The 18,278-nt window shown below is 70.6% G+C and carries 18 protein-coding genes; 14 read left to right on the forward strand and 4 right to left on the reverse strand.

The genetic code is table 11. From position 1 onward, the window contains the following. The coding region (locus tag ACLQ24_RS00725; protein WP_425888444.1) for an ATP-binding protein at nucleotides 1–2,404 on the forward strand (2,404 nt) is incomplete at its 5' end. Next, complete coding sequence (locus ACLQ24_RS00730) at nucleotides 2,401–2,955, forward strand: response regulator (RefSeq protein ID WP_425888445.1); 555 nt, start codon at nucleotides 2,401–2,403, stop codon at nucleotides 2,953–2,955. The genes ACLQ24_RS00725 and ACLQ24_RS00730, both read left to right, overlap by 4 nt. Here the strand turns inward: ACLQ24_RS00730 and ACLQ24_RS00735 are convergent. Then, on the reverse strand, nucleotides 2,947–3,462 hold the full coding sequence (locus ACLQ24_RS00735) for a GbsR/MarR family transcriptional regulator (RefSeq protein ID WP_425888446.1): 516 nt from the start codon (nucleotides 3,460–3,462) through the stop codon (nucleotides 2,947–2,949). The two genes, ACLQ24_RS00730 and ACLQ24_RS00735, sit on opposite strands and share 9 nt — an antisense overlap. Before the next feature lie 92 nt (nucleotides 3,463–3,554). Here ACLQ24_RS00735 and ACLQ24_RS00740 point away from each other — a divergent pair, with 92 nt between their 5' ends. Next, nucleotides 3,555–4,451 (forward strand): ATP-binding cassette domain-containing protein, encoded by an 897-nt coding sequence (locus ACLQ24_RS00740; protein ID WP_425888447.1) that lies wholly within the window; start codon nucleotides 3,555–3,557, stop codon nucleotides 4,449–4,451. Further along, nucleotides 4,448–6,061 carry an ABC transporter permease gene (locus ACLQ24_RS00745; protein ID WP_425888448.1) on the forward strand — a complete coding sequence of 538 codons (1,614 nt, stop codon included), beginning with the start codon at nucleotides 4,448–4,450 and terminating at the stop codon, nucleotides 6,059–6,061. The genes ACLQ24_RS00740 and ACLQ24_RS00745 overlap by 4 nt, the downstream gene beginning before the upstream one ends. A 116-nt stretch (nucleotides 6,062–6,177) precedes the next feature. On the opposite strand, the gene ACLQ24_RS00750 is transcribed toward ACLQ24_RS00745, so the two are convergent. Next, complete coding sequence (locus ACLQ24_RS00750; RefSeq protein WP_425888449.1) at nucleotides 6,178–6,513, reverse strand: STAS domain-containing protein; 336 nt, start codon at nucleotides 6,511–6,513, stop codon at nucleotides 6,178–6,180. Between the two features lie 156 nt (nucleotides 6,514–6,669). On the opposite strand from ACLQ24_RS00750, the gene hemL reads away from it, so the two are divergent. The 8 genes from hemL to mqnP all read left to right on the forward strand — a co-directional run bounded on the left by hemL (nucleotide 6,670) and on the right by mqnP (nucleotide 15,409). Next, a complete protein-coding gene (hemL, locus tag ACLQ24_RS00755) occupies nucleotides 6,670–8,004 on the forward strand; it encodes a glutamate-1-semialdehyde 2,1-aminomutase (protein ID WP_425888450.1) in 1,335 nt (444 codons plus the stop codon). A 63-nt stretch (nucleotides 8,005–8,067) separates the two neighbouring features. After that, complete coding sequence (locus tag ACLQ24_RS00760) at nucleotides 8,068–8,715, forward strand: histidine phosphatase family protein (protein ID WP_425888451.1); 648 nt, start codon at nucleotides 8,068–8,070, stop codon at nucleotides 8,713–8,715. Beyond that, nucleotides 8,715–9,284: a TlpA family protein disulfide reductase gene (locus tag ACLQ24_RS00765; protein WP_425888452.1), complete on the forward strand. Its 570-nt coding sequence runs from the start codon at nucleotides 8,715–8,717 to the stop codon at nucleotides 9,282–9,284. Before ACLQ24_RS00760 ends, ACLQ24_RS00765 begins: the two co-directional genes overlap by 1 nt. Further along, complete coding sequence (locus ACLQ24_RS00770; RefSeq protein ID WP_425888453.1) at nucleotides 9,284–10,102, forward strand: cytochrome c biogenesis CcdA family protein; 819 nt, start codon at nucleotides 9,284–9,286, stop codon at nucleotides 10,100–10,102. The genes ACLQ24_RS00765 and ACLQ24_RS00770 overlap by 1 nt, the downstream gene beginning before the upstream one ends. Further along, a complete protein-coding gene (gene resB, locus ACLQ24_RS00775) occupies nucleotides 10,099–11,742 on the forward strand; it encodes a cytochrome c biogenesis protein ResB (RefSeq protein ID WP_425888454.1) in 1,644 nt (547 codons plus the stop codon). The genes ACLQ24_RS00770 and resB overlap by 4 nt, the downstream gene beginning before the upstream one ends. Further along, the gene (ccsB, locus tag ACLQ24_RS00780; protein WP_425888455.1) at nucleotides 11,742–12,719 is read left to right on the forward strand and encodes a c-type cytochrome biogenesis protein CcsB; all 978 of its coding nucleotides are present in this window, start codon (nucleotides 11,742–11,744) and stop codon (nucleotides 12,717–12,719) included. Before resB ends, ccsB begins: the two co-directional genes overlap by 1 nt. A 321-nt stretch (nucleotides 12,720–13,040) precedes the next feature. After that, a complete protein-coding gene (locus ACLQ24_RS00785) occupies nucleotides 13,041–14,498 on the forward strand; it encodes a menaquinone biosynthesis decarboxylase (protein ID WP_425888456.1) in 1,458 nt (485 codons plus the stop codon). Then, complete coding sequence (gene mqnP / locus ACLQ24_RS00790; RefSeq protein WP_425888457.1) at nucleotides 14,498–15,409, forward strand: menaquinone biosynthesis prenyltransferase MqnP; 912 nt, start codon at nucleotides 14,498–14,500, stop codon at nucleotides 15,407–15,409. The genes ACLQ24_RS00785 and mqnP overlap by 1 nt, the downstream gene beginning before the upstream one ends. Here the strand turns inward: mqnP and ACLQ24_RS00795 are convergent, their stop codons facing one another. Continuing rightward, complete coding sequence (locus ACLQ24_RS00795; protein WP_425888458.1) at nucleotides 15,410–16,378, reverse strand: terpene synthase family protein; 969 nt, start codon at nucleotides 16,376–16,378, stop codon at nucleotides 15,410–15,412. A gap of 161 nt (nucleotides 16,379–16,539) precedes the next feature. Between ACLQ24_RS00795 and ACLQ24_RS00800 the strand changes: the two genes are divergently transcribed. Next, nucleotides 16,540–17,169, forward strand: coding sequence for a UbiX family flavin prenyltransferase (locus ACLQ24_RS00800; protein ID WP_425888459.1), 630 nt, complete (start codon nucleotides 16,540–16,542; stop codon nucleotides 17,167–17,169). 100 nt (nucleotides 17,170–17,269) lie between these two features. Here the strand turns inward: ACLQ24_RS00800 and ACLQ24_RS00805 are convergent, their stop codons facing one another. Then, nucleotides 17,270–17,536 carry a BldC family transcriptional regulator gene (locus tag ACLQ24_RS00805; protein WP_007454516.1) on the reverse strand — a complete coding sequence of 89 codons (267 nt, stop codon included), beginning with the start codon at nucleotides 17,534–17,536 and terminating at the stop codon, nucleotides 17,270–17,272. A 269-nt stretch (nucleotides 17,537–17,805) separates the two neighbouring features. On the opposite strand from ACLQ24_RS00805, the gene ACLQ24_RS00810 reads away from it, so the two are divergent. Beyond that, nucleotides 17,806–18,264 carry an Lrp/AsnC family transcriptional regulator gene (locus ACLQ24_RS00810; RefSeq protein ID WP_355247954.1) on the forward strand — a complete coding sequence of 153 codons (459 nt, stop codon included), beginning with the start codon at nucleotides 17,806–17,808 and terminating at the stop codon, nucleotides 18,262–18,264. Nucleotides 18,265–18,278 lie beyond the last annotated feature (14 nt).

Raw genomic sequence — 18,278 nt, forward strand, 5'->3', positions numbered from 1 at the left:
CAACGTGAACTCGATGGCGTCCAACCTGACCAGTCAGGTCCGCAACATCGCCTCGGTGACGACGGCGGTGGCGAAGGGCGACCTGAGCCAGAAGATCACCGTGGACGCCCAGGGCGAGATCCTGGAGCTGAAGTCGACTGTCAACACGATGGTCGACCAGCTCTCGTCGTTCGCCGACGAGGTGACCCGGGTGGCCCGCGAGGTCGGCATCGAGGGCAAACTCGGCGGTCAGGCACAGGTCAAGGGCGTCTCGGGCACCTGGCGCGACCTGACCGAGAACGTCAACCAGCTCGCCTCGACGTTGACCACCCAGCTACGGGCCATCGCCCAGGTGTCCACGTCGGTGACCCGGGGCGACCTGACCCAGCGGATCGCGGTCAAGGCGCAGGGCGAGGTCGCGGAGCTGAAGGACAACATCAACCAGATGATCGTCACCCTCCGGGAGACGACCAAGAAGAACGCCGAGCAGGGCTGGCTGGACTCCAACCTGGCCCGCATCGGTGGCCTGTTGCAGGGCCAGCGTGACCTGGGCGAGGTCTGCCGCATGATCATGACGGAGGTGACTCCGCTGGTCGACGCCCAGCTCGGCGCGTTCTTCCTCGCCGACGACACCGACGGCAGCATGCGGCTGCGGTTGACCTCGTCGTACGGCTATGTGGCGCGGGGGCACGACGTGACCTTCGGGCCGGGCGAGGGGCTGGTCGGGCAGACCGCCCTCTCGCGCCGGACGATCCGGGTCAGCGCCCCGCCGAACAGCCGCCTCACGCTGCGCTCCGGACTGGCCGAGACACCCCCGACCGACCTGGTGGTGCTCCCCGTGCTCTTCGAGGGGGAGTTGCTCGGGGTGATCGAGTTCGCCAGCGTGTCCGCCTTCTCCGAGCTGCACCTGTCGTTCCTGGAGCGGCTGGTGCTCACCATCGGTATCGCCGTCAACACCATCCAGGCCAACCGGCGTACGGAGGAGCTGCTCGCCCAGTCGCAGCGGCTGGCGCACGAGATGCAGGAGCAGTCGGCGGAGTTGCAGCGCACCAACGCCGAGTTGGAGGAGAAGGCCACCCTGCTCTCCGAGCAGAAGGGCAACATCGAGACCAAGAACCGGGAGATCGAGCTGGCCCGCCTTGGCCTGGAGGAGAAGGCGCAGCAGCTCACCCGGGCGTCGGCGTACAAGTCGGAGTTCCTGGCCAACATGAGCCACGAGCTGCGTACGCCGCTGAACTCCTTGCTCCTGCTGGCGCGCCTGCTCGCGGAGAACTCGGAGCAGAACCTCAGCCCGAAGCAGATCGAGTTCGCCCGGACCATCCACGGCTCGGGCTCGGATCTGCTGCGCCTGATCGACGACATCCTCGACCTCTCCAAGATCGAGGCGGGCCGGATGGACGTCGAGCCCACCGAGATCCGCTTCACCGAGCTGCGCGGCTTCGTCGAGCAGGCGTTCGCGCCGCAGGCCGAGGAGAAGAACCTCGACTTCCAGGTGCGCGTGAGCAAGGATCTGCCGCCGGCGCTGGTGACCGACGCGCAGCGGTTGCAGCAGATCCTGCGCAACCTGCTGTCCAACGCGGTGAAGTTCACCGACAACGGCGCGGTGACGTTGCGGATCGCCCCGGCGGCGGAGAACGCGGTGTTCGACGTGCCGGCCCTGACGAACGCCCAGCAGGTGATCGCGTTCACGGTCATCGACACCGGGATCGGCATCTCCGACGACAAGTTGTCGATCATCTTCGAGGCGTTCCAGCAGGCGGACGGCACGACCAGCCGCCGCTACGGCGGTACCGGCCTGGGCCTGTCGATCAGCCGCGACCTGGCGCGACTGATCGGCGGCACCATCACGGTCTCGTCGGCGCCCGGGCAGGGCTCGACGTTCACGTTGTTCGTGCCGCAGGTCCTCGCCCCGGACGCGGTGGTCACGCCGCAGCCCCCGTCGCCGCAGCGCGCCGGTCTGCCGTCGTCGCTGCTCATGCCGCCGCTGGAGCTGTTGCCGGAGCGGCCGGAGGCGCCGGCCACCCGCCAGTTGGACGGCGCCACCGTGCTGATCGTGGACGACGACGTACGTAACGTCTTCGCTCTGACCAGCGCGTTGGAGCTGCACGGTATGACCGTGCTGTACTCGGACAACGGGGCGGACGGCGTCCGCCTGCTGGCCGAGCATCCGGAGGTGGACATCGTGCTGATGGACGCCATGATGCCGGACCAGGACGGATACGAGACGACCCGGCAGATCCGGCGTAACCACCGGTTCGCCGACCTTCCCGTCGTCTTCCTGACCGCGAAGGCGATGCCGGGTGACCGCGAGTCGGCGCTCGCCGCCGGTGGAAGCGACTACATCACCAAGCCGGTCGACCTGGACGACCTGATCGAGCTGATGTCGTCCTGGATCAGTGGCAGCCGCACCGAGGAGACTTCGTGACCCAGATGGCCAAGGCGCTGCTCGTGGACGACCGCCGGGAGAACCTGATGGCCCTGGAGGCGATCCTCCAGGGCCTGCCGGTCCAGTCGGTGGCCGTGGAGAGCGGCGAGGCGGCACTCAAGCAGTTGCTGGTGGACGACTTCGCGGTGATCCTGTTGGACGCGCAGATGCCGGACATGGACGGCTTCGAGACGGCCAGCCACATCAAGCGCCGGGAGCGCACCCGGCACGTGCCGATCATCTTCCTCACCGCCGCCGACCGGGACGCACAGCTCGCCCTTCGGGGCTACCAGGTGGGTGCGGTGGACTACCTGACCAAGCCGTTCGACCCGTGGGTGCTGCGGGCCAAGGTGTCGGTCTTCGTCGAGCTGTGGGTCAAGACCCGGCAGCTCGCCGCCCAGTCGGACCTGGTGCGGGAGCGCGACGCCCAGTGGCGGCGACTCACCGACGCGGTGGACGAGGCCACCACCCTGCTCCGCGCCGACGACCGGGAGACGCGGGACCGTGCGGTGGAGCTGCTGGAGCAGGCCCGCTGGGGCAGCTCAGCCTGACGGGGGCGCTGCGCTCTCACCGGGGCGCAGGTGGCCGGTCTGGGCCCGGCGGACGCGCCAGCGCTCACCGAGTGAGTCGATCTCCTCCTGCACGAAGATGAAGAAGTCGCGCATCTCGGCCACCCGTTCGCCGGCGGGCGTCTGCGGTCCGTTGAGGGCGACCAGGCCGCCCTCGGCCACGTCGATGAACGTCTTGTAGATCGCGGTCTTCGTGATGGTCCCCTCGTACCAGGGGTTCTCCGGCATCCGGTAACGATCGCGGCGGGAGCGGGGGACCGGTTCGCGGATCAGCATGCCGAACTGGGTGAGATAGCGGACCGCTCCGCTGACCGCCGCCGCGCTGACTCCGAGTCGTTCGCCGATCTCGGCGGCCGTCAGCGGGTCGTCCGCGCTCATGACGGTGAACAGCACCCGGGCGGCCATCCGCGGGAAGCCGACCTCGGCGAACGTGAGGGCCATCCGCTCGACGAAGAGGTGCACCGGGTCGTGGCCATCGGCGGCTGCCATCTCTGGTCCCTCCTGCGCGTCTCGTGGGCACCGATGGTGCCCCGACTCTCACTGTCTTCACAACTTTGTGAAACGAGTGTAGCTTCCGATATATGGAAACTCCGATTGAGGTGTCCGGCCTGGTCAAGACCTTCGGCCGGATCCGGGCGCTGGACGGTCTGGACCTGACCGTCCGCGCCGGCGAGGTGCACGGCTTCCTCGGCCCGAACGGCGCCGGCAAGTCGACGACGATCCGGGCGCTGCTCGGCCTGCTTCGGACGGACGCGGGGGACGCCCGCCTGCTCGGCGGTGACCCGTGGCGCGACGCGGTGGCCCTGCACCGCCGGCTGGCGTACGTGCCGGGCGACGTGACGCTCTGGCCCAACCTCTCCGGCGGAGAGGTCATCGACCTGCTCGGTCGGATGCGTGGCGGCCTCGACCCGGCGCGCCGGGCCGAACTGCTCGACTCCTTCGAGCTGGATCCCCGCAAGAAGGGCCGGACGTACTCCAAGGGCAACCGGCAGAAGGTCGGCCTGGTGGCCGCCCTCGCGTCGGACGTCGAACTGCTCATCCTGGACGAGCCGACATCCGGCCTGGACCCCCTCATGGAGGAGGTCTTCCAGCACTGGGTGCGCCGGGCCAAGGCCGACGGTCGCACCGTGCTGCTCTCCAGCCACATCCTGGCCGAGGTGGAGGCGCTCTGTGACCGGGTGACGATCATCCGCAACGGACGGGACGTGGAGACCGGCACCCTGAGCGAGTTGCGGCATCTGCGCCGGACCTCCATCGAGGCCGAGCTGACCGGCCCGGTGGACGGGCTGGGTCAGCTCACCGGCGTACACGACCTGCGGGTGGACGGGCAGCGGGTGCGCTTCGACGTGGAGGACGTCGCGCTGGACGTCGCGCTGCGCCGGCTCACCGAGATCGGCGTACGCAGCCTGGTCAGCCAGCCACCGACGTTGGAGGAGCTGTTCCTGCGGCACTACCAGGCCGAGCAGGTGCGGTCGTGAGCGCGTTCACTGGCACCAGGCAACTCGTCCCGCTGATCCTGCGGCGCGACCGGGTCGTGCTGCCGATCTGGGTCGTCCTGTTGGCAGTGCTGCCGGCGAGCTACGCCGGCACGTACGCCGGGTTGTACCCGACCGCCGCCGAGCGGGCCGACTACCTGGCCAGCACGGCGAGCAACCCGTCGATCGTCGCGCTGCTCGGCCCGGTGTTCGGCGACAGCGTCGGCGCGCTCACCGTCCAGCGGGCCGGCCTGCTGGTGTTGATCGCCGCGCTGGCCAGCCTGCTGACTGTGGTGCGGCACACCCGCACCGAGGAGGAGGCCGGCCGGCGGGAGCTGCTCGGCGCGACGGTCCTCGGCCGGTACGCCGGGCTGACCGCGGCGCTGCTGGTGACGTACGCCGCGAATGTGCTGCTCGGCCTGCTCATCGCAGGCGGTCTGGTGGCCGCGGGCCTGCCCGGGGACGGATCGCTGCTCTTCGGCGCCGGCGTGGCCCTGACCGCCGTCGCGTTCGCCACGGTCGGCGGTCTGGCCGCGCAGCTCACCGAGAGCGCGGGTGGGGCGCGCGGCGTCGGCCTGGGGGTGCTCGGATTGGCGTTCGCGCTGCGGCTCGGGGGCGATGCCGGAGGTTCCGGCGGCACCGGTGGGAGCGCCGAATGGTTGAGCTGGATCTCTCCGCTCGGCTGGCCGCCCCGGGGACGTGCCTTTGCCGGTGAGCGCTGGTGGGTGCTACTGCTGCCGGTGCTGTTCAGCGTGGCGGTGGCGCTCGTCGCGTACCCCGTCTCGGTGCGCCGGGACCTCGGCGCGGGGGTGCTGCCGCCGCGGCTCGGCCCGGCCACCGCGGGCGGCGGGCTGACCGGTCCGTTCGGCCTGGCCTGGCGGCTGCACCGCGGCCAGTTGCTCGGCTGGACCGTTGGCTTCGGGCTGCTCGGTCTGGTGTTGGGTGGTGCGGCGGACGCGGCCGGCGACGCGGTGCAGGGCAACGAGCAGGTCGCCGAGATCATGGCCCGGCTGGGTGGCTCGTCGACCTTGGCCGAGGCGTACCTCGGCAGCACGTTGAGCCTGACCGCGCTGGCCGCCGCCGGGTACGGCATCCAGGCCGCGCTGCGGGCGCGGGCGGAGGAGACCGCCGGTCGGACCGAACCGCTGCTCGCCACGGCGGTGAGCAGGTCCCGCTGGCTGGCGGCGCACCTGCTCTTCGCGCTGCTCGGCCCGGTGGCGGTGCTGGCCGTGGCCGGCCTGACGACGGGGTTGGCGTACGGCCTCAGCGTGGGCGACGTCGGTGGTGCGGTGCCTCGACTGCTCGGCGCGGGGCTGGCCCAGGTGCCGGCGGCGTGGGTGCTCGCCGGGCTCGCCGCGCTGCTGGTGGGCTGGCTGCCCCGGTTCTCCTCGGCGGCCTGGGCGGTGCTCGCCGGCTGCCTGCTGCTCGGTCAGATCGGCGCGGTGCTGAAGCTGAGCCAGTGGGCGCTGGACATCTCCCCGTTCACGCACACCCCACAGGTGCTGGGCAACAACTGGACAGCCGCCCCCCTGGCAGCCCTGACGGTGATCACCGCAGCCCTGTTGACCCTGGCCCTGCGCGCCTTCCACTCCCGAGACGTCCCCACCCAGTAACGCCGCGGCCCCGCCGGAGCTGCGTTGATCATGAAGTTATCGCCGACTAATAGGACGGAATTGGCAATAACTTCATGATCAACCCCCGGGACTGCCGGGGCCTTGGCCGGGGTGAGTCAGCCGGTGGGCTGGTCGTTGCGGATCATCAGCGCGCTGCGCAGGCCGGTGATGTCCAGGACTCGGATGAGGAAATCACCCACGTGGGTCAGCATCAGCAGGCTCTGCGCGTGGCTGGCCTTGCGGCTGAGTACGACGAGGGTGCCCAGGCCCTGCGAGTCGCAGAAGGTGACGCCGCCGAGGTCGAGCACGATCCGCGGCGGCGGATCGGCCAGCACCTCGTTGACCACGGTGCTGAGCTGGGCGGCCGTGAGCATGTCGACCTCACCGGCCAGGCGCAACACTGCTTCGTCGCCCGTCCGGTCTAGCGTGATGGACAGTTCGGCACGATCCACCCGGTCAGCCTAGCGCGATCCAGCCGAACCGGCCTATTGAGGCGACGAGCCGCCCTGACAGCCGGCCCGATCGGGCACCAGAGCTGGGTGAGCCCGGTAACGCCAGCCCGGGGTGGCTGCTGGTTGACCATCCGGCGCTGACACAATGGCGGCATCGTGACCGACATCGTTTCCGCCGGATCTGGCCGCTACCCGGCCGACGCGCCGGCTTCCGAGGCACTGTTCGACCGCGCCCGCGCCATCGTGCCGGGCGGGGTCAACTCCCCCGTGCGCGCCTTCCAGGCGGTCGGCGGCACCCCGCGTTTCATGGTCCGTGGTGAGGGCCCGTGGCTGTACGACGCCGACGGTCGCCGCTACGTCGACCTGGTGTGCTCGTGGGGTCCGCTGATCCTCGGGCACGCCCACCCCGAGGTGGTGGACGCCGTGCAGGCGGCGGCCGCCCGGGGCACCAGCTTCGGCACGCCCACTCCGGGCGAGGTGGAGTTGGCCGCCGAGATCGTCGACCGGACACCCGTCGAGCAGGTCCGTCTGGTCAACTCCGGCACCGAAGCGACCATGTCGGCGATCCGGCTGGCCCGGGGCTTCACCGGCCGCTCCAAGATCGTCAAGTTCGCGGGTTGCTACCACGGGCACGTCGACGCGCTGCTCGCCTCCGCCGGGTCCGGCGTGGCGACCCTCGGCCTGCCCGACTCGCCCGGTGTCACCGGCGCGGCGGCCAGCGAGACGATCGTCCTGCCGTACAACGACATCCGGGCTGTCGAGGAGGCGTTCGCCGCCGAGGGCCCGCACATCGCCGCCGTGATCACCGAGGCTGCCGCCGGCAACATGGGCGTGGTCGCGCCCCGCGACGGCTTCAACCAGCAGCTCGCCCGGATCGCGCACGCGCACGGCGCCCTGCTCGTGGTGGACGAGGTGATGACCGGGTTCCGGGTCTCCCGCGCCGGGTGGCACGGCCTCGACGCCTCCGACGCGGACCTGTGGACGTACGGCAAGGTCATGGGTGGTGGCCTGCCCGCCGCGGCGTTCGGCGGGCGCGCGGACATCATGGCGCGTCTCGCGCCGGCTGGCCCGGTCTACCAGGCCGGCACGCTCTCCGGTAACCCGCTGGCCTGCGCCGCCGGCCTGGCGACCCTGCGGCTCGCCGACGACGCGCTCTACCGCAAGCTCGACGACACGGCCGCCGTCGTGGGCAAGCTCGCGTCCGACGCGCTGGCCGCCGCCGGGGTTCCGCACCGCCTGTCGTACGCGGGCAGCATGTTCTCCATCTTCTTCACCGACACCGACGTGGTCGACTACGGCACCGCGCGCACCCAGCAGGTGCCGGCGTTCAAGGCGTTCTTCCACTCGATGCTCGCCGCCGGCGTCTACCTGCCGCCGAGCGCGTTCGAGTCGTGGTTCGTGTCGGCGGCGATCGACGACACGGCGCTGGAGCACATCGCCGCAGCTCTGCCGTCGGCGGCGAACGCGGCGGCGGCCGGTCACGGGGGTTAGCGTGAGCGCGAGGAGTGAGCCGGTCCTGCGAGCCCCGCAGTCGCGAACAAAGGGAGCGCAGCCTTGAGCAAGACGGTCGTCCACGTGCTCCGGCACGGCGAGGTGCACAACCCCGACCAGATCCTGTACGGGCGGCTGCCCGGTTTCCGCCTCTCCGAGCTGGGCGTGCAGATGGCCAAGGCCGCGGCGCAGGGCCTCGCCGACCGGGAGATCGTGCACGTGGTGGCCAGTCCGTTGGAGCGTGCCCAGCAGACCGCCGAGCCGATCGCCGCCCAGTTCGGGCTGCCGGTCGGCGTGGACGAGCGGCTGATCGAGAGCGCCAACTGGTTCGAGGGCAAGAAGGTCTCCCCGGGTGACGGGTCGTTCCGCGATCCGCGCAACTGGTGGGTGCTGCGCGACCCGGTGACGCCGTCCTGGGGTGAGGCGTACCGGGTGATCGCCGAGCGGATGTTCGCGGCCGTGCACGCCGCCCGGGTCGCCGCCGAGGGGCGCGAGGCGGTGCTCGTGTCGCACCAGCTCCCGATCTGGACGCTGCGCCGCCACGTCGAGCGCAAGCGGCTCTGGCACGACCCGCGCAAGCGCCAGTGTGGGCTGGCTAGCCTCACGTCGTTCCACTTCGACGACGCGAAGGTGGTGGGTATCGGCTACAGCGAGCCGGCCGCGCACCTCGTCGCCCTCTCCGCGACAGCCCGGACGGCCAAGGGGGCCTGATGACCACCCGGAGGTGGACCGCCGGTCTGCTCGCCGCCGTCGCCGCGGTGGCGCTGGTGGGTTGCACGTCGTCGAAGAGCCAGGAGAAGACCTGCTCGACCACCTCTGACGGCATCATCGAATGCGCGCCGGACCAGCGTTCCGCGCCGCCGAAGCTCGCCGGTGAGCTGCTCACCGGCGGCACCTACGACGTCAGCGAGGCCCGCGGCCAGGTGGTCGTGGTCAACTTCTGGGGTTCCTGGTGCCCGCCCTGCCGGGCCGAGGCCGACGACCTGGAAGCGGTTTACCAGGCCACGAAGAACGCCGGGGTGAGCTTCCTCGGCGTCAGTGTGCAGGATTCGCGGGACAAGGCCAAGGCGTTCGAGCAGGGGCGGGTCACCTATCCGAGCCTGTTCGACCCGCCCAGCAAGTTGGCGCTGGCTCTGGACATCCCGCCGAACACCGTCCCGGCGACAGTCGTGCTCGACCGGGAGGGCCGCATCGCCGCGGTGATCCGGGCGGCGGTCACGCAGGAGGGCCTGCAACCGATCGTCGAGCGGATCGCGGCCGAGAAACCGGCGTCGAACTGATGGGCGAGACCTTCAAGGAGTTGGCCCGGAGCGGGCCACTGGTGCTCGCCATCGGCGCGGCGGCGCTCGCCGGCCTGGTCAGCTTCCTCTCCCCGTGCGTGCTCCCACTCGTCCCCGGCTACCTGTCGTACGTCACCGGGCTGGCCGGCGCGGACCTCGAGGGCCGCCGAGCGGCGGCCGAGCCCGCACCGGCCACCGGCGGTGTCGCCGTCAGGGAGCGGGTCGCGCGGGTCGGCGCGGTGAAGGGCCGGGTGCTCGCGGGCACGCTGCTGTTCATCGCCGGTTTCACCGTCGTCTTCGTCGCCAGCGCGATCCTCTTCGCCAGCATCGGTCGGGTCTTCTTCGACTACGAGCGGCAGTTGGAGATCGTCGTCGGCGCGTTGATCATCGTGCTCGGCCTGGGCTACCTCGGGATGATCCCCGCGCTGCAACGCGAGTTCCGGATCTCCCGGCTGCCGGCGGCCGGCCTGCTCGGCGCGCCGGTCTTCGGGGCGGTCTTCGCGCTCAGTTGGGTGCCGTGCACCGGGCCGACGCTCGGCGCGGTGATGGGCATGGCGGCCACCAGCGGGCAGAGCGACCGGGCCGTGGTGCTCGCCGTGGCGTACTGCCTCGGGTTGGGGATACCGTTCGTCGTCTTCGGGTTGGGTTTCGAACGCCTGCTCGGGGTGTTCCGCGCCATCCGGCGCAACAGCCGTTGGGTCACCCGGATCGGCGGCGCGCTGCTCATCCTGATCGGCCTTGCGCTGGTCACCGGCGGATGGCAGAGCTTCGTGATCTGGTTGCAGACCACCGTCGGGGTGGGCGAGGTGAGCATATGACGGTCGTCGACGAGCGGCCGGAGGCCGAGGCCCCGGCGCCCCGCCGCCGGCCCAACCGGCTGCTGGCCCTGCTGCGCAACTCGTGGCGGCAGCTCACCAGCATGCGTACGGCCCTGATCCTGCTCTTCCTGCTGGCGATCGCCGCGATCCCCGGCTCGGTGCTGCCGCAGCGGGGGATCAGCCCGGAGAAGGTCAACCAGTACTTCGTCGACCACCCGGACTGGGCCCCCCGGCTGGACCGGATCGGCGCGTTCGAGGTCTTCGGCTCGGTCTGGTTCTCGGCCATCTACCTGCTGCTGTTCACGTCACTGATCGGTTGTATCACGCCCCGGCTGCGCGACCACGTCCGGGCGCTGCGGTCCCGGCCACCCGTCGCGCCCAAGCGGATGGAGCGGCTGCCGCAGCACACCGTGCTGCCCGCGCCGGACGGTGGCGTGGACGCCGTCGCGGCGGTGCTGCGCAAGCGCCGCTGGCGGGTCGAGGTACGCGGCGACGAGGTCTCCGCCGAGAAGGGCTACCTCAAGGAGACCGGCAACCTGCTGTTCCACACCTCGCTGATCGCGGTGCTGATCGGCGTCGCGCTCGGCTCGTGGTACGGGTGGAGCGGCAACCGCCTGCTGGTGGCCGGCGCGGACAACGCGTTCTGCAACACCCGCCAGCAGTACGCCGAGGCGAAGCTCGGCCCCCGGGTGGACAGCGCCGAGCTGCCCCGCTTCTGTCTGCGGCTGGACGACTTCCAGGCACGGTTCCTGCCCTCCGGCCAGCCGGAGTTCTTCAACGCCCGGGTCACCGTCGACGGACCCGACGAGCCGAGCCGCAGCGCAGACTTCTCGGTGAACTCGCCGCTGCGCCTTGCCGACGCGAGCGTCTACCTGCTCGGCCACGGGTACGCCCCGGTCATCCGCTACACCGACCGGTTCGGCAACAGCCAGGTCAGTGACGAGCCCTTCCTGACCACCGGCGACATGGGCCTGACCAGCGAAGGGTTGGCGGCCTTCCCGGATGCGAACGTCGACCCGGCCACCGGCAAGCGGGTACCGGGCGAGCAGATGGCGTTCACCGGCATCTACCTGCCCACGGCCCCGAAGCAGGGCCCGTTCGTCCGCTCCGAGTACCCCACCGAGCGCAACCCGGCGCTGAACCTGGTCGCCTATCGGGGCAACCTCGGCATGGACGCCGGCATCCCCGGCTCGGTCTACCAGCTCGACCAGCGACAGGTGCGCAACGGCAAGGTCAAGGAGATCGGCAGCAAGCTGCTCCGCAAGGGCGAGAAGTGGACGCTGGACGACGGTACGACCGTCGAGTTCCTGGGCACCGAGCGGTACGTGACGCTCTCGGTCCGGCACGATCCCGGCTCGACGCCGCTGCTGGTGAGCTGCGGTGTCCTGCTGGTCGGGCTGATGGGTTCGCTGTTCGGGCGACGTCGCCGGGTCTGGTTCCGGATGCTGCCGGCCGACCCCACGAGTGGATCTCCGACGGACGGTAGTAGCTTGGTGGAGGTCGGTGGGTTGCCGCGCGCCGACTATCCAGGGTTCGCCGACGAGTTCGCGCAGCTCGTCGCCGCCGTGGGCGGTGGCGAACGGTCTGGTGCCGGCGCTGACTCCAGCGACCGGGACGGTGTGCGAGAAGGGACCGAGTGATGTCCGCGCTCTCCGACAATCTGGTGACCTTCGCGATCCTGACGTACCTGATCGCGATGATCAGCCACGCCGTCGAGTACGCGTTGGGCAACGCGCGTACCCGGGTCGCCGTGGCGTCGCCCGCCCGCGATCTGGTGGGCGCGGGGGTCGGTGGTGTCGGCGGTGTGGCCGCCGAGCCACCCGCGCCGGTCCCGACGTCTGTGGACGGCTCGGCGCGCCGGGCGCGTCTCGCCGGGCTGGTCGCGGTGGGCGCCACCGCGCTCGCCGCCGTGCTGCACCTCGCGGCGCTGGTCACCCGCGGTCTCGCGGCGGACCGGATGCCGTGGGGCAACATGTACGAGTTCGTGCTCACGGTGACGTTCATCGGGGTCGCGGCCTGGCTGGTGGTGCTCTGGAAGCGGCCGTCGCAGCGCTTGCTCGGGCTGTTCCTCACCCTGGTCATGGTGCTGCTGGTGGCCACCGCCGAGCTGGTCCTCTACGTGCCGATCGTGCCGCTGGTGCCGGCCCTGAACTCGTACTGGTTCGTCATCCACGTCTCGACGATCGTCTTCGCGTCCGGCATCTTCCTGCTCGGCGCGGTGCCGGCCGTCGGCTTCCTCATGCGCAACGGGTACGAGCAGGGCAAGCGGAGCTTCCCGTACACCCTGGCGAGGCGGCTGCCGGGCGCGGTCGGCCTGGAGCGGCTGACCTTCGCGCTGCACGCGTTCGCCTTCCCGATCTTCACGTTCGCGGTGATCGCCGGCGCGATCTGGGCCGAGGCGGCCTGGGGTCGGCCGTGGGGCTGGGACCCGAAGGAGACCTGGGCGTTCATCTCCTGGGTGGTCTACGCCGGCTACCTGCACGCACGGGCCACCCCCAGCGTGAAGCGCAACGTGGCCACCTGGATCGCGGTGCTCGGCTTCCTCACCATGCTGATGAACCTGTTCGGCGTGAACATCTTCTTCACCGGCCTGCACTCGTACGGCGGGCTGAACTGACCGTCCCAGTCATCGCCTAACGCCCAAGATCGTCACAACTTGGGGGATTTTGCTGCTTCAGCCGCGCGCAAGGCAGCAATATCCCCGAAGTTGCTGCCTCGAACGAGGTGACACGTCTGAACGCTCGCCATGCCCGCGAGGCGTGGGCTCAGCCATCGACCCACCCGGTTTCCAGGAAGTCGGCCCATCCGCAGGCGCAGGACACCCCGCACTCCTGGAAGCCGAGTTGATCTAGACCCGAATCTGGTTCGAGCGGGCAATCGCGAGCGTCACAGCACCCGGCATGGTCCGCCCCGGACCCGGTGCGGGAGACTGGGCAACATGGCTCGTGGCTTCCCGTACACCGATCTCAAGGACTTCCTCGCGGCCCTGGAGCGCGCGGGGGAGCTGCGTCGGGTCGACGTCCCGGTCGACCCGACCCTGGAGATCAGCGAGGTGGTCACCCGCACGGTGCGCGCCGGTGGTCCGGCGCTGCTGTTCGAGCACCCCACCCGGGGTGAGATGCCGGTGGCGATCAACCTGTTCGGCACCGAGAAGCGGATGGCGATGGCCCTCGGCGTCGAATCCCTGGACGAGGTCGGCGCCCGGATCGGCGCGCTGATCAAGCCGGAGCTGCCGGTCGGCTGGTCCGGCATCCGCGAAGGTCTGGGCAAGGTCATGCAGCTCAAGGCGGTGCCGCCGCGCAAGGTCAAGACCGCGCCCTGCCAGGAGGTCGTCTACCGGGGCGACGACGTCGACCTGGGCCGGCTGCCGGGGTTGCAGGTCTGGCCCGACGACGGCGGTATCTTCCACAACTACGGGCTGACCCACACCAAGCACCCGGAGACCGGCAAGCGCAACCTGGGCCTCTACCGGCTTCAGCAGCACGGCCGCAACACCCTGGGCATGCACTGGCAGATCCACAAGGATTCGACCGCCCACCACGCGGTCGCCGAACGGCTCGGGCAGCGCCTGCCGGTCGCGGTCGCGATCGGCTGCGACCCCGTCGTCTCGTACGCGGCCAGCGCGCCGCTGCCCAGCGACATCGACGAGTACCTGTTCGCGGGGTTCCTGCGCGGCGAGCGGGTGGAGATGGTCGACTGCCTCACCGTGCCGTTGCAGGTGCCGGCACACGCGCAGATCGTGCTGGAGGGCTATCTGGAGCCCGGCGAGCGGCTGCCCGAGGGCCCGTTTGGCGACCACACCGGCTTCTACACGCCGGTCGAGCCGTTCCCGGTGCTGCACATCGAGGCGATGACCATGCAGCGGAACCCGGTCTACCACTCGATCATCACCTCGAAGCCGCCGCAGGAGGACCACGGCCTCGGCAAGGCCACCGAGCGGATCTTCCAGCCGCTGCTCAAGCTGCTGATCCCGGACATCGTCGACTACGACCTGCCGGCCGCCGGTGTCTTCCACAACTGCGCGATCGTGTCGATCCGCAAGCGCTACCCGAAGCACGCGCAGAAGGTGATGAACGCGATCTGGGGGGCGCACCTCATGTCGCTCACCAAGCTGATCGTGATCGTCGACGAGGACTGCGACGTACACGACTACAACGAGGTCGCGTTCCGCGCCTTCGGCAACGTCGACTACGCGCGGGACCTGCTGCTCACCGAGGGGCCGGTGGACCACCTCGACCACTCGTCGTACCAGCAGTTCTGGGGCGGCAAGGTAGGTGTCGACGCGACCCGCAAGCTCCCGGCCGAGGGCTACACCCGCGGCTGGCCGGAGGAGATGACTATGGCCCCCGAGGTCACGGCGCTGGTCGACAAGCGCTGGAAGGAGTACGGGATCTGATGGCCGTCCTCGACGCACCGGTGGAGAAGCCGGGCCGGGTCAAGTCCTTCCTCAAGCTTGTCACCATCGAGCACTCCGTCTTCGCTCTGCCGTTCGCGTTCCTCTCGGCGCTCAGTGCAATGCAGGTCTGCGGGGGGCGGGTTCGCTGGCTCGACCTGTTGCTGATCACCGTGGCGATGGTCGGGGCGCGGACGTTCGCGATGGCCGCCAACCGCATCCTCGATCGGCGGATCGACGCGCGGAACCCGCGTACCGCCGGACGGGAACTGGTCACCGGAGCGGTGAGCGTGCGGACGGCCTGGACCGGCGCGGCCGTGGCGCTCGTGGTGTTCCTCGTCGTCGCCGCGCTGCTCAACCCGCTCTGCCTGGTGCTCGCGCCGCTCGCCGTGGTGCCGCTGGTCGTCTACCCGTACGGCAAGCGGTTCACCAACTGGCCGCACGCCATCCTCGCGATCGCCCAGGCGGTCGGTCCGGTCGGCGCCTGGCTCGCGGTCACCGGCACCCTGGACGGCTCCGGGCCGGCCTGGGTGCTCGGCGCGGCGGTCGGCCTGTGGATCGGCGGCTTCGACCTCATCTACGCCTGCCAGGACTCGGAGATCGACCGGGAGATCGGCGTGCACAGCGTGCCCGCCCGGTACGGCCGCCGCTTCGCGCTGCACGCCTCCACCGTGACGCACGTGGTGACCTTCGGGCTCTTCGTGTGGTTCGGGGCGCTGATCGGGTTCGGCTGGCTGTGGTGGGTCGGCCTGGCGCTGACCGCGGTCGCGTTCGCCTACCAGCACCTGGTGGTCAGCCCGACCGACCTCAGCAAGGTCAACCGGGCGTTCTTCACCGCCAACGGGTTCGTCGGCATCGCGCTGTTCGTCTTCGCCCTGCTCGACCTGGTGATCCGCCTCGACCTGCGCCCCTAGCTAACCGGCCGCGCTCGTGGGGTAACGGGCGCTCTCCAGCGTCCAGTCGATGGTGCCGCGCACGGCGTACGCGACTCCGTCGAGATGGTCGGTGACGGCCTCGTCCAACGCCGGTCCGAACGACGGCACGGCTGCGCGGAGCGCCACGAACCTCCGCATCGACTCGCGCCAGCGCTCGGCCACCCGCCGCACCGCCTCCTCCGGCGAGACGCCCCACTCGGTCTGCGTCGCCAGGACCAGGTTGTGTCCGCCCGAGGTGGCCAGGTCCCGGTCCAGCGATGCCAGGTCGTTGTACCAGGAGAGCAGGTCGTTGCCGGTGCGGGCGATCTCCCGCAGCAGCGGATGGTGGTAGACGGGATCGGGCAGGGGTCGGCCGCTGACGAACTCCACCAGCGGGTACGACACCTCGGCCGCCGAGGTGGACCGCCGCAACTCGACGTACTCGTCGACGCCGGGCCGGACGGTGGCCTCCTTGTTGACCGCCTCCCGCCAGGTGCCGTCGAGGTGCCGGGCCACCGCGTCGGCGAAGCGCAGCCGCCACCGCGCCGGCATCCGCCTGCGCGGCTCCCGCCAGGACAACACCAGCAGCCGCCGCAGCGGCCCGGTCAAGCCGCCGTGCCGGAGCCGGGGACCGTCGTGCAGCAGTGCCAGCGTCCCGTCGCGCAGCGCCCGGATCTGCGCCGGGTCCAGCCGGTGCGGGCCGTCGCAGGCGTCGTCGACGAGGAAGAACCAGGTGAAGAGCGTCGTCAGCACCCGCAGGTCGGCCTCGCCGGCGTCCGGGTAGAGCCGCCCCGCGTACCGGGCGAAGCCTCCCCTGGCCAGCCGGTGCAGCGCGGCGTCGTCCAGCGGCATACCCAGCTCGGGCAGGACGTCGACGAGCCACTGCTGGACCTGGTCGGCGTGTGGCGAGAGTCGGGGTGGGATCGGGCACTCGGCGCGCAGCGCCCAGAGGACCTCGCCGGTCGTCACCGATGCCTCCCGTGCGAACTGCTCCCGGTGCGAATCGCCATCGGCAGCATGTCAGGTCGGCGGGACAGTCACGTACCCGGCCGGACAACTTGGACGAGCGCGGCGCGGCGGATCGCGGGGGTGCCCAGCGGCACGCGGCGCGGACCAGGCAGGCTGGAGGCATGCGGCAACCATGGGTGGTCGGCGTCTCCGGAGCCTCCGGTACGCCGTACGCGGCAGCCGTCGTCGGCGGGCTGCTCGACGCGGGCGAGCCGGTGGACCTCATCGTGTCGCGGGCGGCACGGCTCACCCTGCTCGACGAGACCGGCCGGTCGTTCCGCGACGCGCACTGGGCCGAGGACCTGGCGACGTGGCTCGACCGGGACCTGACCGACGCGGACGTACGCCACTGGCCGGCGGGCGACCTGGCCGCCGGGCCCAGCAGTGGGTCCTACCAGGTACGCGGAATGGCCGTGGTGCCCGCCAGCACGGCAGCCTGCGCGGGCATCGCGATCGGGCTCTCCAAGGACCTGCTGCAACGTGCCGCCGAGGTAAACCTCAAGGAGCGCCGACCGGTCGTGGTGGTGCCCCGAGAGACCCCGGTGACCCGCAGCCACCTGGAGCACCTCATCGCGTTGCACGACGCCGGCGCGGTGGTGCTGCCGGCCAGTCCCGGCTTCTACGGCGCGGGCGCGGCGGCCAGCGCGGCGCAACTGGTCGACTTCGTGGCCGGCAAGGTGCTGGACGCGCTCGGTGTGCCACACACCCTGTTCCGCCGCTGGTCCGGCCAGCTCGGCGCGGCCCGGAGCTGAACCGTCGCCTCAGCCCGCCCGGCCGCGTCGTACGGCGGGTTGTCGTAGTGGGACGCGGACCGGACTGCCGCCCGGTCCGCCTGACGTTGTCCGCACCAGTTCAGTACATGCCGGCGTTGGCCGGACCCGGCCCGGTGGAGGCGGCCGGACCCACATTGCGTGGCTTTCCGACCTCGTCCACCTCGTCCAGCATGCCCTCCCCCTCAAGCAGGGCTCGCACCTCGGATTCCCGAAACCGGCGATGCCCGCCTGGAGTCCGGATGCTTCCTATCCGGCCGGCCGCCGCCCATCTCGTCACAGTCTTCGGGTCCACCCGAAACAGCGCGGCGACCTCACCCGGTGTCAGCAGGCGATCTCCAGTGTCCACAGCCCCCTCCTCGCGTCGACGAAGCCCCTGGCTGAACACACTGCCCCCGGCTGGTGCGAGCCCAGAGCCGTCATGAGGGACGTATGGCAATTACAGCACCAGGGACCTGGCCTGTCCGCCAAACGCGAAAAATGCACTGACTGGGAAGTTAGTAAATGGTACTGGTGCAACCCCTACCTAGACCGTAAGTTTATGAACGGTTACTCACTGTCCTGACCAACGGATGCCGAAGGCCTCGCGTTACGCCCAACACGTTAAGGTCACTCTCCGTGGACGCCATCGACCTGAGCCTCGTCGACCTGCTGCGGGGCAACGCCCGTCTGTCGTACGCCGAGCTGGCCCGGCAGGTGGGCCTCTCCGCCCCCGCCGTGCACGAACGCGTCGGCAAGCTGGAGAGCAGCGGCGTGGTGCTGGGCTACCGCGCGGACGTGGCACCCGAGGCGATCGGGCTGGGCGTCACCGCGCTCATCGGCATCGTCGAGGACTCCGGCGCGGACTCCGACGACATGCTGGAGTCGCTGCGGGTGCTGCCCGAGATCGAGTCCTGCTACTTTATGGCGGGCGTCGAGTCGTTCCTGCTCAAGGCCAGGGTCGGCACGATCGCCGAGCTGGAGCAGCTCATCGTGCGGTTGAACCGGACCCCCGGTGTCGCCTCCACCCGTACCGCCATCGCCCTCTCCACCAAGTGGGAGAACCGACCCCAGCCGGTCGGCCCGCAGCCCGCCTGACAGTGAGGCGTAGC

It is taken from the genome of Micromonospora sp. DT4 (assembly GCF_049841675.1).
GTDB lineage: Bacteria > Actinomycetota > Actinomycetes > Mycobacteriales > Micromonosporaceae > Micromonospora.